We start from the raw sequence: 13,017 nt of genomic DNA on the forward strand, positions 1-13,017 counted from the left end.
GAGGCCTGCAACAGCTACAGGGTCGTGTGCTCCAGCTTGTCCTTGAGCAGTTGCTCGTTGCGGGGCATCTCCTTGCGGACCTGCGGGCGGACGACCAGCGGGAGCAGGACCTTGCCGATGCCGTGTCCCTCGAAGTCCAGGTCCATGGTGACGTGGGTACGGCGGCCGTCGTCGAGGGGCGTGATCTCGCCGCGGAAGTTGCCCCTGATAGGGCCGTCGATCCCGCGCACGGTCCAGGAGCGCTGTGGTTCGTACTGGGTGCACTCCATGGTCATCGGGATGTCGCGGCGGCCGATGTGCCGGGTGACCCGGACCCGGGACCCAAGGCCGAAGGGGCGGTCGTCGAGCTGTTCGGTGGCGACCGCGCTCAGCTGCCACTCCGGCATGTGGGAGGGGTCGATGATGTACGCCCAGGCGTCCTCAGGACGGCAGTCCACGTCGAACTCTTCATGGATGGCGGACATGGTGCCTCCTCTTCGGGAGATCCCCTTTGAGGGCTTACACCGGAATCGTCCCACTCGGCCGACCGGTGCGCCATCGTCCGAAAAGCGTGGAGCCCCCGCCCTCGAAAGGGCGGGGGCTCCACGCGTCACGGTCGGTCAGCCGGACCCCACGAACAGCACCATCAACAGCCACACCACGGGCGCCGTCGGCAGCAACGAGTCCAGCCGGTCCATGATGCCGCCGTGCCCCGGCAGCAGCGTGCCCATGTCCTTGATGCCCAGGTCCCGTTTGATCATCGACTCGCCGAGGTCGCCCAGAGTGGCGCTGGCCGCGACCGCGAGGCCGAGGATCAGGCCCTGCCACCAGGCGCCGTCGTCGATCAGGAACTGCATGCACAGCGCGCCCGCCACCATCGCGAACGTGACCGCGCCGAGCAGGCCCTCGCGGGTCTTGCCGGGGCTGATGCGCGGGGCGAGCTTGTGGCTCCCGAAGCGCCAGCCGACGGCGTACGCGCCCGTGTCGCTGACCACCGTCAGCAGCAGGAAGGTCAGCACACGCCACGGGCCGTCCTCGGCCGTCAGCATCAGGGCCACGAACGTCGCCAGGAAGGGTACGTAGAAGGCCGCGAAGACGCCCGCCGTGACGTCCTTGAGGTAGCCCTCCGGGGGCTCCGTCATGCGCCATACGAGGACGGCGAGCGCCGTGAGCGCCATGGCGACCCACGCGCCCTCGGCGCCCCGCACATAGCCGGCGACGACCATCGCTCCGCCGCCGAGTGCCAGCGGGACCAGGGGCGCCTTGATGCCCTTGCGCTCCTGGAGGCGGCTGGTCAGCTCCCACAGGCCGACCACGACGGCGACCGCGACCACACCGACGAACACGGCCTTGACGATGAACAACGACGCGATGATCACCACACCGAGCGCGACACCGACCCCTATGGCCGCGCCCAGGTCGCGGCCCGCGCTCTTCTTCTGCGGGCGGGGCGCCGGCTGCGGGGCGTCGGGCATGGGCTCCGGATTCTGCTGCGCCGCCGGGTAGGGCGGCGACTGAGGGGGTTCGTCGCGGAACAAGGGGCCGCTCAGCCGAGCGGCCCCCCGGTCGTCATCCTGGTCACCGCCGTACGCGGGTACCTCGGGCACGATGGGCATGGGGCGAGTCTGCTGCGCCTTGGGCGCATCGTACGCGGGACCCGCCGGGGCAGCCCCCTGGACAGGTCCCTGGTCGGACGGCCCCCAGTACCCCGCCTGCGACCCGGTGTGGGGCGGCGTTCCCCAGGAAGAGTCGTTCATCAGACCTCGAGCAGCTCCGCTTCCTTGTGCTTCAGGAGCTCGTCCACCTGAGCCACGTACTTGTGGGTGGAGTCGTCGAGTTCCTTCTCCGCACGGCGGCCCTCGTCCTCGCCGACCTCGCCGTCCTTGATCAGCTTGTCGATGGCGTCCTTGGCCTTGCGGCGCACGGAGCGGATGGACACGCGTGCGTCCTCGGCCTTGCCCTTGGCGACCTTGATGTAGTCGCGACGGCGCTCCTCGGTGAGCTCCGGGAACACCACCCGGATGATGTTGCCGTCGTTGCTCGGGTTGACGCCCAGGTCGGAGTCGCGGATGGCCTGCTCGATGTTGCGCAGCGCCGTCTTGTCGAACGGGGTCACTACCGCCATGCGCGGCTCCGGCACGGAGAACGAAGCCAGCTGGTTGATCGGCGTCGGCGCGCCGTAGTAGTCGGCCACGATCTTGTTGAACATCGCCGGGTGCGCACGACCGGTGCGGATCGCGGCGAAGTCCTCCTTGGCGACCACGACGGCCTTCTCCATCTTCTCCTCGGCCTCGAGGAGGGTCTCTTCGATCACCACTTGCTCCTGCGTGTCTTGAGTAGGCCCGGCTGCTGTTCCATAAGCGTGGGGGCGGCGGCCGGCTGCGTCGCGTCTTCTTCCTGCACGGTTCCCGACCTGCGGGACATTGTCCATCCCCCGGTCAGGGTCCGTGGGTGTTGCTGGTCAGTCCCGGCTGCCGTGGTCACCCACAAGCGTGCCGATCTTCTCACCCTTGACGGCGCGGGCGATATTGCCCTCCGCGAGGAGCTCGAAGACGAGGATCGGGAGCTTGTTGTCGCGGCACAGCGTGATTGCGGTGGCGTCGGCGACCTTGAGGTCGCGGGTGATGACCTCGCCGTAGCCGAGGGAGTCGAACTTGACGGCGTCCGGGTTGCGCTTGGGGTCGGAGTCGTAGACCCCGTCCACGCCGTTCTTGCCCATCAGCAGCGCCTCGGCGTCGATCTCCAGGGCGCGCTGGGCGGCGGTGGTGTCGGTGGAGAAGTACGGCATGCCCATACCGGCGCCGAAGATGACGACCCGGCCCTTCTCCAGGTGCCGCACCGCGCGCAGCGGGATGTACGGCTCGGCGACCTGGCCCATGGTGATGGCGGTCTGCACCCGGCTGTCGATGCCCTCCTTCTCCAGGAAGTCCTGGAGGGCGAGGCAGTTCATCACGGTGCCGAGCATGCCCATGTAGTCGGAGCGGGCCCGGTCCATGCCGCGCTGCTGCAGTTCGGCGCCGCGGAAGAAGTTGCCGCCGCCGATGACGACCGCGACCTGAGCCCCGTCCCGTACGACGGCCGCGATCTCGCGGGCGATCTTGTGCACCACGTCGGGGTCCACTCCCAGGCCCCCGCCACCGGAGAAGGCCTCACCGGACAGCTTCAGCAGAAACCGGCCGCGTACTTTGCCGTCGTCGCTCTTCTGGGGCTTGGTGGTGGTCATGGAGATCCCGCCTCTTTCACGTGTTGCACATACGAAGAAGGCCATTGCCGCTGGGGTGTTGGCATCCCATGCTCGGCAATGGCCTCCTCGTCAGATCTGCTGTCGTCCGTCACGCGCGTGCGTGCCGGACGGCCGGACGGCTGCCCTCGACCCTATCGGGCCGAGACGCCGATCGCGGCACGGACTCAGATGCCGACCTTGATACGCGTGAAGCGCTTCAGGGTGACACCGGCCTCGTCCAGGACCTTCTGGACGGACTTCTTGTTGTCGAGCGCGTACGGCTGACCGAGCAGCGTGGCGTCCTTGAAGAAGCCGTTGAGGCGACCCTCGACGATCTTCGGCAGGGCGGCCTCGGGCTTGCCCTCGGCGCGGGTGGTCTCCTCGGCGACGCGACGCTCGGACTCGACGACCTCGGCCGGCACGTCCTCCTTGGAGAGGTACTTCGGCGCGAAGGCGGCGATGTGCTGGGCGATACCCTTGGCCAGGTCCGCGTCGGCCTTGTCCAGCTCGACCAGGACACCGATCTGCGGGGGCAGGTCGGGCATGGTGCGGTGCATGTAGGAGAAGACGAAACCGTCGGCGAACTGCGCGAAGCGGTCCAGGACGATCTTCTCGCCGAGGTTGGCGTTGGCCTCGTCCACGAACGCCTGGACGGTCTTGCCGGCCTCGATCTCGGAGGCGAGCAGCGCCTCGAGGTCGGCCGGGGAGGTCTTGGCGACGTGCTCGGCGATCGCGTTGGCGACGGCCTGGAACTTCTCGCCCTTGGCGACGAAGTCCGTCTCGCACTTCAGCTCGACCAGGACACCGGAGGTGTTGTCGTCGGCGATGAGGGAGACCACGGCGCCGTTCTCGGCGGAGCGGCCCTCGCGCTTGGCGACGCCCTTCTGGCCCTTGATGCGGAGCGCCTCGACGGCCTTGTCGACGTTGCCCTCGGCCTCGTCCAGCGCCTTCTTGCAGTCCATCATGCCGGCGCCGGTGAGCTCACGAAGCTTCTTGACGTCGGCGGCGGTGTAGTTCGCCATGAGTCTGTGAATCTTTCTCGAAGTCTGGAAGATCGAAGATCTACGGGGTCTACGGCCCCCATGTAGCCGGGGGCCGCTGACTCGCCGCTGACCTACGGGTGAACGGCGGGGGCGGACTTCACGCCGCCCCCGCCGTCAACCTCTGACGCTGACGGGTCAGGCCTGCTCGGCTTCCGCGGCCGGAGCCTCGGCGGCCGGAGCCTCAGCCGCGGGGGCCTCAGCGGCCTCGGCGGCGGGGGCCTCAGCAGCGGCCTCGGCCGGCTTCTCGGCGGCTTCCTCGGAGTCGGCCTTCTTCTCGCCCTCGAGCAGGTCGCGCTCCCACTCGGCCAGCGGCTCGCCGGCGGCCTTCTCGCCCTTGTCACCGGTGGCGACGCGCGAGCGGCTGATGAGGCCCTCGGCGACGGCGTCGGCGATCACGCGGGTGAGCAGGGTGACGGAGCGGATCGCGTCGTCGTTGCCCGGGATCTTGTAGTCGACCTCGTCCGGGTCGCAGTTGGTGTCGAGGATCGCGACGACCGGGATGTTGAGCTTCCGGGCCTCACCGACCGCGATGTGCTCCTTCTTGGTGTCCACGATCCAGACGGCGCTGGGCACCTTCTGCATCTCGCGGATACCACCGAGGGTCTTCTCCAGCTTGGCCTTCTCGCGCGAGAGCACGAGAAGCTCCTTCTTGGTCAGACCCGAAGCGGCGACGTCCTCGAAGTCGATCTGCTCGAGCTCCTTGAGGCGCTGCAGACGCTTGTAGACGGTGGAGAAGTTGGTGAGCATGCCGCCCAGCCAGCGCTGGTTGACGTAGGGCATGCCGACGCGGGTGGCCTGCTCGGCGATGGCCTCCTGCGCCTGCTTCTTCGTACCGACGAACATGACCGTGCCGCCGTGGGCGACGGTCTCCTTGACGAACTCGTAGGCGCGGTCGATGTACGACAGCGACTGGAGCAGGTCGATGATGTAGATGCCGTTGCGCTCGGTGAAGATGAACCGCTTCATCTTCGGGTTCCAGCGACGGGTCTGGTGACCGAAGTGGACGCCGCTCTCCAGCAGCTCCCGCATCGTGACGACGGCCATGGCCGTATCTCCTTGAGTTTCTCGGTTGTGCCGCGGGGACCGGACGGCTCCCGCGCCTGACGCCCGCGGTGCGCCTTGCCACGAGGGACCGAGAGGCGCTGACACCGACCGCATGGCGGCTTGATGTCGGGGCGTGCGAAGTCGACCCGGTGACCCGGATCGCCAGAAGAAGTGTACGGGACCCGCGAGGCACCGGGTGACGCCGCTGTCCACAACCGGGGAGTAGTCCACAGCTCGCGGCCATGATCGGAGGCGGCGCGGGAGTCTTCTCGCATGCGAGCGAGGCGATACGTGCAGATGACGTGGGCGGCACTGCTGGGACTGGCGTTGACCGTCCTGTCCCCCTGGGCCTGGGCGGACGACCCGCCACCGGCCCCGGACCCACCGGTCCCTGCCGTCGGCCGCGCCTGGCCGGTGGGCACCCACCCCGCTGTCCTCCGAGGCTGGGAGCCCCCGGCGACGGTCCACGGCCGCGGCCACCGGGGCGTGGACCTGGCAGCCCCGGCCGGAACCCCGGTGAGAGCGGTGGCAGCCGGCCGCGTCTCCTTCGCGGGCCGCGTGGCAGGCCGCGGCGTGATCTCCGTACAGCTGACGGCCACGAACCTGCGGACGACGTACGAGCCGGTGCGGGCGTCGGTGAAGAAGGGTGACGAGGTGGAGGCAGGCGAGGTGGTGGGCACGGTGGAACCAGCGGGCGGACATTGCACGGTCACGTGCGTGCACTGGGGCCTGCTCAGGGACGAGACCTACCTGGACCCACTGTCACTGCTACCGCCATGGCTGCTGCACAGGGGCCCGTCGAGGCTGCTGCCGGTCCTGGGCGTACCACTGCCTTCGTGACCCGGCCCAGCCTGCGGGCAGTCACGCAGCCGCCATAGCCTGCGGGCAGTCGTGCCGCCTGGGGCGGCACGGGTGGGCGCAGGCGGCGCCCCGCAGGCGCGGGCCGGCGACACCGCCCCGGCAGCGACCCGCCCTCAGCCCCGAACCCCCCGCAGCGCCATGGCCACCGCAGCCTCGGTGATCACCGAGGGTTCCTCCGCCGCCCCCAGCTCGATCCGCCGCACAGCCGCGTCCACAACCCCCTGCACCAGCATCGCAGCCAGCCGCGGCGAAGAATGCCCCATCTCCCCGAGCGCCTCGACGATCATCGCGACCAGCCCCCCATGCGCGGCCCGGATCTTCTCCCGGGCCCCCGCATCCAGCTCGCTCGCGGAGATCGCCACCACAGCCCGATGCCGCCGGTCCCCGACCAGCACCAGCTGCTGCCGCACATACGCCTCGACCTTGCCCTCGGCCGACGCCGCCCGCTCCATCGCCGCCGAGACCTCCGAGGCCCACACCGGGAAGTCGACCGCGCACAGTTCCTCGACGACGGCCGCCCGGGAGCGGAAGTACTCGTACACGGACGACCGTGCGAGCCCCGTCCGCTCGGCGAGAGCCGGGAACGTCAGCGCCTCCGTCCCACCCTCGGACAGCAGAGACCGGGCCGCGTCCAGCAGGGCGGCTCGCTGCATCGACCGGTGTTCGGCCACGGAGGCCGCTCGAATCCTTGGCACGTCAACCACTTTACGGACGGACCACCCCCGACGGGAGTGAGTCGGGCCGCTCAGCGTCCGAAGCTCGCCAGCTTCGCCCGCAGCTGCAGCACCGACTTGGTGTGGATCTGACTCACCCGGCTCTCGGTCACGCCGAGCACGTTCCCGATCTCGGCTAGCGTGAGGCCCTCGTAGTAGTACAGCGTGACGACGGTCTTCTCCCGCTCGGGCAGGGTGTTGATCGCCCGGGCCAGGAACCGTCTGAGCTCCCGGTCCTCGGCCACCTCGACCGGGTTGTCCGCGGCGGTGTCCTCCAGCGTGTCCATCACGCTGAGCCCGTCCCCGCCCTCGCCCCCCACGTGCAGCAGCTCTTCCAGGGCCACCACGTTGGCCAGCGACAACTGGCTGAACACGGCGTGGAGTTCATCGACAGGGATGCCCATCTCGACGGCCACCTCGCTCTCCGACGGTGTCCGTCTCAGACGCGCCTCCAGGGTCGCGTACGCCCGCTCCACGTTCCGCGCCTTCTGCCGCACCGATCGCGGGATCCAGTCCAGGGCCCTGAGCTCGTCGATCATCGCCCCCCGGATCCGGGTGATCGCGTACGTCTCGAACTTGATCTCCCGGTCGATGTCGAACTTCTCGATCGCGTCGATGAGCCCGAAGACCCCCGAGGAGACGAAGTCGGCCTGCTCCACGTTCGGCGGCAGACCGACGCTCACCCGTCCCGCCACGTACTTCACCAGCGGCGAGTAGTGCAGGATCAGCTGCTCCCGCAGCCGCTCGTCGCCCGTGTCCTTGTACGACCGCCACAGCTCGTCGAGCGTCGAGGGAGCGGGCGGCCGCACGCTGCCACCGTCACGGGCGGCTGGGGGGATCGCCGCCCGGTCGGACCCGGAGGTGTGCTGGGGCATTCGTCGCCTTGTGCCGTTCTGCCGTGAAGTGGGGGTGCCTGGGGGAGCTGTCGGTCTGGTGTCGAGATGCCGGTCTGTGCCGGAATCCTCGTGAGCGTAGCGTGACTGAAGTGTCGCGGTGCGCGAAGACCGGCGCGGATCGGGTGCGCAGATACGTTCCGCAGGACGCCCCACAGAGTCATGATGATCGCTGTGCGTGACCGCCGGGGGACACCAACTCCGCGCATTTGCACAGGTGTCAGGCTTCCCCCGGACGGCCGAACACGCTCGGTCAACACGGACTGCGACCCCCTCGGACGGAGATCATCGCCTGGCGTGTCAACTTCCAGCCGTCGCCGTGTCGTTCGACGTAACCGAGTGATCGGAGTTCGTACAGTCTCGCGACCGCGTCGTCCTGCGTGGTCTGCGCACCCCGCGCGATGTCGCCGGGCGGCGCCGCCCCGCGGCCGGGGAGTGCGGCCAGGACGCGGCGGGCGCCGGGCTCCAGCAGATCGCGGGGCAGCACGGGTCCGCGCCGGTCCGGGGCCAGCTCGCCCATGTCGCCGACCAGCTCGACGACTTCCGCTGCGTCGGTGACGAGCACGGCGTCGCCCCGCAGAAGCTCGTGCACTCCGGCGGACAGACCGCTGGTGGCCGGCCCGGGCACACCCATCGTGTGGCGCCCCAGCCGCTGCGCGGCCCGCGCCGTGACCAGCGAGCCGCTGCGGTGCGCGGCCTCGATGACCACGGTGCCCCTGGTCAGGGCGGCGATCACCCGGTTGCGGACGATGAATCTGCTCGGTGTCGGGTGGTCGCCGGGCGGCAACTCCCCGATCACCAGTCCCTGTTCCGCGATCCTGGCGAGCAACTGGGCGTGTCCGCTCGGGTAGGCCCGGTCGGCCCCGCAGGCCAGCACCGCGACGGTGGCGCCGCCGGCGCCGAGGGCGCCCCTGTGGGCGGCGCCGTCGACCCCGTAGGCCCCGCCGGACACCACCACCCACCCGTGCTCGGCGAGCCCGGCGCCGAGCGTGGCCGCCATGTGCGCCCCGTACTCGGTGCAGGCCCGTGCCCCGACGACGGCGACGGATCTGAGCGCCCACATCCGCAGACTGGGCCGCCCCCGCACCCACAGCCCCACCGGCCGGGCGTCCCCCAGGTCGTCGAGCTGACAGGGCCATTCGCCGTCCCCGGGCGCCACGAACCGCATGTCGGCCTGCTGGGCGGCGGCGAGGTCCCGCTCGGGCTCGGCCTGGGCGGCCCGGTCCAGCAGCCCGGCCCACCGCCTGTCGGTGATCCCGATCAGCTGGGGCCCGCCCTCGCGCAGCCGTCGCGCCACTTCCACCGCGCCGAGCTCCCGCAGCCACCGCCCGCCGACCTCGTCCCCCGGTTCGAGAACACGGCTGAGAAGGACACGGGCGAGCAGCTCGCCGGCCGGATCGTCATCGGGGCTCATGTCAGCGCCCGGATGGCCATGGGCACCCCGCGCGGCACGCCTGTGCGCAGTTGCAGCGCCAGGGCGACGTCGGTCGCGTCGGGCCGGTCGTGGCCCACGAGGTCCGCGACGGTCCAGGCGACACGCAGCACGCGGTCGAGTCCCCGGGCGGTCAGCACGCCCCGCTCCAGATTCCGTTCCGCCTCGTCCATCGCGCCGGCCGCGGCGTGCCAGCGGCTGCGCAGCTCCCGCCCGGGGACCTCGCTGTTGGTCCGCCACGGCGTGCCGACGAGCCGGGCCGCCGCACGCTCCCTGGCCGCCCTCACCCGGTCGGCGACGGTCGTGGTGGACTCGCCGCCGGCGCCCCGCTGGGTCAGCTGGGCGCGGGTGACCCGGTCGACCTCGACCCGCAGGTCGACCCGGTCGAGCAGCGGGCCGGACAGCCGCGCCTGGTAGCGGCGGATCGCCGAGGGCGGGCACTCGCAGAAGTCGTCCGTCTGGGAGAAGCGGCCGCAGGGGCAGGGGTTCGCTGCGAGCACCATCAGGAATTTCGCCGGGAACCGCACGACACCCGCGCTGCGTGCGATCACCACGTGCCCCGCCTCCAGGGGCTGCCGCAGCGCGTCGAGTGCATGGCTGCTGAACTCGGGCGTCTCGTCGAGGAAGAGCACGCCCCGATGGGAGAGCGAGACCGCGCCGGGCCGCGCGACGCCCGGGCCGCCGCCCACGAGCGCCTGCATGGTGGCCGAATGGTGCGGGGCGCAGTACGGAGCGACGTCGATCAGGGGTTTGCCCGGGGGCAGCAGACCTGCCACCGAGTGCACCGCCGTGACCTCCAGCGACTCCTGCCTGCCGAGCAGCGGGAGGATCGCGGGGAGCCGCTCCGCGAGCATGGTCTTCCCGGCGCCGGGCGGTCCCTCCAGGAACAGGTGGTGGCCACCCGCCGCGGCAACCTCCACCGCCGTCCGCGCCGAGATCTGGCCCACCACGTCGGCGAGGTCATGACCCCGGTCGTGCTGGGCGGCGCCCAGGCTGTGCATCCCCGTGGCCGCGCCCGTGCCGGGCATCCGCAGACCCGCCAGCAGCGGATCGGGACGGCCCTGCTCGTCCGGTTCCTCCTCGGGTACCGGCTCGTCCGCCAGGACGGCGATCAGCTGGCGCAGGCTGCGCACCCCCAGGACGGAGACACCGGGCACCAAAGACGCCTCGGCGGCCGCGCACTCGGGCACGACCACCTGCTCGTAGCCCGCGTCCGCCGCGGCCAGCACCGCCGGCAGGATGCCCCGCACGGGCCGGACGCGGCCGTCCAGCCCCAGCTCCCCGATCATCACGATGTCGGCGAGCACCCGCGGGTCGATCCGCTCGCAGGCGCCGAGCACGGCGCAGGCGACGGCCAGGTCGAAGCCACTCCCGCCCTTCGGCACGGATGCCGGGCTCAGCCCCACCGTCAGCTTCTTCTGCGGCCATTCGCCGCCCGAGTTGACGACGGCCGCCCGCACCCGGTCCCGGCTCTCGCTCAGGCTCTTGTCCGGCAGCCCCACCAACGTGAACGCCGCCACCCCCGGCTCCAGATCCGCCTGGACCTCGACCACCACGCCCTCGACACCGGCGAGCGCCACCGAGCACGTACGCGCGAACCCCATCAGGCCACCCCCCGCGCGTGTTCGACCACGGGTGCGCCGCGGTCGGGGAGCACGACGCCCACCAGGTCGATACGGACGCCGCCCGGCGGGGCCCCGCCGTGTTCCTGCGCCCAGCGTTCCGCCAGGCCGCGCAGGCGCTGCGCCTTGGTCGGCGTGACCGCGGCCATCGGGTGCTGGAAGATGCCCGCCCTGCGGGTCTTCACCTCGCAGACCACCAGGACGTCCCCGTCCCGGGCCACGATGTCGATCTCACCCGTCCTGCCCGAGCGCCAGTTGCGCTCCAGGACCGTCATGCCGGCGTCCGCCAGCCGCCGCGCGGCCAGATCCTCGCCGTACCTGCCCATGGCACTGCGTTGTGCGTTGCGTGTCCTCATGTCGGCACCACCTCCGGCGCCAACCGTCACGCATCCGCTCCCACCAAGTGGATCTTGGTGGACTACTCGGCGGTTGTGGACAAACTCGTCACCCGCACGAGCGACCTACCGTGACCGTCAGCCGCCCGGCAGCTCGAGATCGCTCTTGTTCAGCTCCTCGATGTTCACGTCCTTGAACGTGAGTACCCGCACCTGCTTCACGAACCGAGCCGGCCGGTACATGTCCCAGACCCAGGCGTCCGCCATCGACACCTCGAAGAACACCTCGCCCTGGACCGAATGCACCTGCATCTCGTAGTCGTTGGTCAGGTAGAAGCGCCGCTCGGTCTCGATCACGTATTTGAACAGACCGACGACATCGCGGTACTCCCGGTAGAGCTTCAGCTCCATCTCGGTCTCGTACTTCTCGAGGTCCTCGGCGCTCATGGCAGCTTCCCCTTCAGCCGTGCGATCCCACCATTGTGCGCCAGTCCCGTGAGCCCCTAGACGATTTCGGGGTCAAGGGTCACGGGCCCGGCCGGGGGACCTTCGTCGAGCAGCCTGCACAGCAGCTCGGCGAGTCTGGTCGGGTACACGGTCTCATGCGCCCGGGCAAGTTCCCGACACGTCCACCAGCGTGCTCCGGCGACGCTGCGCCGCTCCAGTTCCGTGAGGCCCGTGGCCCCGGGCACCACCCTGGACGTGTCCGTCGTACGGGCCAGGTAGTACCACTCGTCCTGGTCCCAGCGGCGGCCCGCGAACGGGAAGGAGCACATCCGCCGCCACAGCACCGGGCCGAGTTCGACATCGGTGATGCCGGTCTCCTCGGCGAGTTCCCTGAGAGCGGCCTCCTCACGACTCTCGTCGCCCTCCAGTCCGCCGCCGGGCGTGAACCACCAGTCGTCGGCCGGATCGTCCGGCTCATGGCCGTGCAGGAGCAGGATGCGGTCCTCGGGGTCGAGCAGAACCACCCGGGCCACCTTGCGCAGCCCGCCCCGGTACGAGTCCTCGTACCCGCCCGCGGCCTCAGCGGGCACCCACGGGCTCCGTCCGCGCACGGGCGCGGCGCCCGCCCATCCGCTTGGCGACCGGGCCGTACGCGCCGCCGCCGAGGACCAGCACGGCGCCGGCCACGATCAGGGTGACGATGATCCGCAGCGGGCCCGGCTGGGAGAGCACGCCGAGGGTCTCGAAGCCGCTGGGGCGTTCCAGCATGCCCTTCATGGGCCAGACGACGGCATCCACGCGAGCGGTCACGGCGGAGCGCGCGACGGTGCCCTGGGCGGCGTCACTGAGGTGGGCGGAGGAGTCCAGTGACCCCTGGCGCTCGTCGCCGAGCAGGAACAGGCGGCCCTGGGGGACCTTCACGGTCGGGATGTTCTTGTCCTCGACGACGCTGCCCTTGAGATAGCCCTCGTCGATCTGCTTGCCGTTGACGGTCAGCTTGCCGTTCGTGCAGCAGGAGACCGTGTCGCCGCCGACCGCGACCACGCGCTTGACCACGGAGGCGCCCGTCACCCAGGACTTGTCGTTGAAGACGACGACGTCGCCCCGGCGGATCTCACTGCCGTCGACGCGCTGGGCCAGGACCCGGTCGCCGGCGTCGATCGTCGGCGTCATCGAGGTGGTCGGCACGGTGTACGGCCGGTAGACCACCGCTCCCCAGCCGAATCCGCCGAGGAACAGCACAATGCCCAGCGCGACCGCCAGTCCGGACAGTCGCTGTCCGGCCTTGCTGCCCACCGGGCCCGTGCTCCTGCCACCGCTGCGCGGGGCCGTACGCGTAGTGCTCTCGCCACCCATGGGTCCGCACCCTACCCGGCAGTACCTGACCCGGTCAGCCCCTCACGGCCGACCGAGGTCACAGCTGCA

15 protein-coding genes are annotated in these 13,017 nt (G+C 70.6%); 1 reads left to right on the plus strand and 14 read right to left on the minus strand.

The genetic code is table 11. The annotated features are described in order from the left end of the window. Positions 1–14: 14 nt before the first annotated feature. The 6 genes from ACWCRD_RS37240 to rpsB form a co-directional block, all read right to left on the minus strand. Complete coding sequence (locus ACWCRD_RS37240; protein WP_450970131.1) at positions 15–464, minus strand: SRPBCC family protein; 450 nt, start codon at positions 462–464, stop codon at positions 15–17. A 135-nt stretch (positions 465–599) separates the two neighbouring features. Then, positions 600–1,736: a phosphatidate cytidylyltransferase gene (locus ACWCRD_RS37245; RefSeq protein ID WP_450970132.1), complete on the minus strand. Its 1,137-nt coding sequence runs from the start codon at positions 1,734–1,736 to the stop codon at positions 600–602. Further along, positions 1,736–2,293, minus strand: coding sequence for a ribosome recycling factor (frr, locus tag ACWCRD_RS37250; protein ID WP_030943211.1), 558 nt, complete (start codon positions 2,291–2,293; stop codon positions 1,736–1,738). Before frr ends, ACWCRD_RS37245 begins: the two co-directional genes overlap by 1 nt. Before the next feature lie 147 nt (positions 2,294–2,440). Next, positions 2,441–3,202 (minus strand): UMP kinase, encoded by a 762-nt coding sequence (pyrH, locus tag ACWCRD_RS37255; RefSeq protein ID WP_030943206.1) that lies wholly within the window; start codon positions 3,200–3,202, stop codon positions 2,441–2,443. Positions 3,203–3,387: 185 nt separating this feature from the next. Further along, the gene (tsf, locus tag ACWCRD_RS37260) at positions 3,388–4,224 is read right to left on the minus strand and encodes a translation elongation factor Ts (protein WP_450970133.1); all 837 of its coding nucleotides are present in this window, start codon (positions 4,222–4,224) and stop codon (positions 3,388–3,390) included. A 156-nt stretch (positions 4,225–4,380) separates the two neighbouring features. After that, the gene (gene rpsB, locus ACWCRD_RS37265) at positions 4,381–5,289 is read right to left on the minus strand and encodes a 30S ribosomal protein S2 (RefSeq protein ID WP_450970134.1); all 909 of its coding nucleotides are present in this window, start codon (positions 5,287–5,289) and stop codon (positions 4,381–4,383) included. A gap of 273 nt (positions 5,290–5,562) precedes the next feature. Between rpsB and ACWCRD_RS37270 the strand changes: the two genes are divergently transcribed. Next, positions 5,563–6,129: a M23 family metallopeptidase gene (locus ACWCRD_RS37270; protein ID WP_450970135.1), complete on the plus strand. Its 567-nt coding sequence runs from the start codon at positions 5,563–5,565 to the stop codon at positions 6,127–6,129. A gap of 134 nt (positions 6,130–6,263) precedes the next feature. On the opposite strand, the gene ACWCRD_RS37275 is transcribed toward ACWCRD_RS37270, so the two are convergent. The 8 genes from ACWCRD_RS37275 to lepB all read right to left on the minus strand — a co-directional run bounded on the left by ACWCRD_RS37275 (position 6,264) and on the right by lepB (position 12,948). Next, complete coding sequence (locus ACWCRD_RS37275; protein ID WP_450970214.1) at positions 6,264–6,821, minus strand: TetR/AcrR family transcriptional regulator; 558 nt, start codon at positions 6,819–6,821, stop codon at positions 6,264–6,266. Positions 6,822–6,895: 74 nt separating this feature from the next. Continuing rightward, positions 6,896–7,738 (minus strand): RNA polymerase sigma factor WhiG, encoded by an 843-nt coding sequence (gene whiG / locus ACWCRD_RS37280; RefSeq protein WP_450970136.1) that lies wholly within the window; start codon positions 7,736–7,738, stop codon positions 6,896–6,898. 271 nt (positions 7,739–8,009) lie between these two features. Then, entirely contained in the window at positions 8,010–9,170 is a 1,161-nt protein-coding gene (gene dprA, locus ACWCRD_RS37285; protein ID WP_450970137.1) for a DNA-processing protein DprA, read from the minus strand. Further along, a complete protein-coding gene (locus ACWCRD_RS37290; protein ID WP_450970138.1) occupies positions 9,167–10,792 on the minus strand; it encodes a YifB family Mg chelatase-like AAA ATPase in 1,626 nt (541 codons plus the stop codon). Before ACWCRD_RS37290 ends, dprA begins: the two co-directional genes overlap by 4 nt. Further along, positions 10,792–11,196, minus strand: coding sequence for a YraN family protein (locus ACWCRD_RS37295; protein WP_344404833.1), 405 nt, complete (start codon positions 11,194–11,196; stop codon positions 10,792–10,794). Before ACWCRD_RS37295 ends, ACWCRD_RS37290 begins: the two co-directional genes overlap by 1 nt. Before the next feature lie 87 nt (positions 11,197–11,283). Further along, positions 11,284–11,592, minus strand: coding sequence for a DUF2469 domain-containing protein (locus ACWCRD_RS37300; protein WP_003965949.1), 309 nt, complete (start codon positions 11,590–11,592; stop codon positions 11,284–11,286). Between the two features lie 56 nt (positions 11,593–11,648). Then, a complete protein-coding gene (locus tag ACWCRD_RS37305) occupies positions 11,649–12,182 on the minus strand; it encodes an NUDIX hydrolase (RefSeq protein WP_450970139.1) in 534 nt (177 codons plus the stop codon). Continuing rightward, complete coding sequence (gene lepB / locus ACWCRD_RS37310; RefSeq protein ID WP_450970140.1) at positions 12,172–12,948, minus strand: signal peptidase I; 777 nt, start codon at positions 12,946–12,948, stop codon at positions 12,172–12,174. The genes ACWCRD_RS37305 and lepB overlap by 11 nt, the downstream gene beginning before the upstream one ends. Positions 12,949–13,017 lie beyond the last annotated feature (69 nt).

The organism is Streptomyces sp. NPDC002092, assembly GCF_053593775.1.

Excerpts from the sequence above, each read along its gene's own strand:
- ACWCRD_RS37240 (WP_450970131.1), bottom strand. The coding sequence starts at position 464 with ATGTCCGCCATCCATGAAGAGTTCGACGTGGACTGCCGTCCTGAGGAC.
- ACWCRD_RS37300 (WP_003965949.1), bottom strand. The coding sequence starts at position 11,592 with ATGAGCGCCGAGGACCTCGAGAAGTACGAGACCGAGATGGAGCTGAAG.
- lepB (WP_450970140.1), bottom strand. The coding sequence starts at position 12,948 with ATGGGTGGCGAGAGCACTACGCGTACGGCCCCGCGCAGCGGTGGCAGG.
- ACWCRD_RS37270 (WP_450970135.1), top strand. The coding sequence starts at position 5,563 with ATGCGAGCGAGGCGATACGTGCAGATGACGTGGGCGGCACTGCTGGGA.
- whiG (WP_450970136.1), bottom strand. The coding sequence starts at position 7,738 with ATGCCCCAGCACACCTCCGGGTCCGACCGGGCGGCGATCCCCCCAGCC.
- tsf (WP_450970133.1), bottom strand. The coding sequence starts at position 4,224 with ATGGCGAACTACACCGCCGCCGACGTCAAGAAGCTTCGTGAGCTCACC.
- rpsB (WP_450970134.1), bottom strand. The coding sequence starts at position 5,289 with ATGGCCGTCGTCACGATGCGGGAGCTGCTGGAGAGCGGCGTCCACTTC.
- ACWCRD_RS37245 (WP_450970132.1), bottom strand. The coding sequence starts at position 1,736 with ATGAACGACTCTTCCTGGGGAACGCCGCCCCACACCGGGTCGCAGGCG.
- pyrH (WP_030943206.1), bottom strand. The coding sequence starts at position 3,202 with ATGACCACCACCAAGCCCCAGAAGAGCGACGACGGCAAAGTACGCGGC.
- dprA (WP_450970137.1), bottom strand. The coding sequence starts at position 9,170 with ATGAGCCCCGATGACGATCCGGCCGGCGAGCTGCTCGCCCGTGTCCTT.
- ACWCRD_RS37290 (WP_450970138.1), bottom strand. The coding sequence starts at position 10,792 with ATGGGGTTCGCGCGTACGTGCTCGGTGGCGCTCGCCGGTGTCGAGGGC.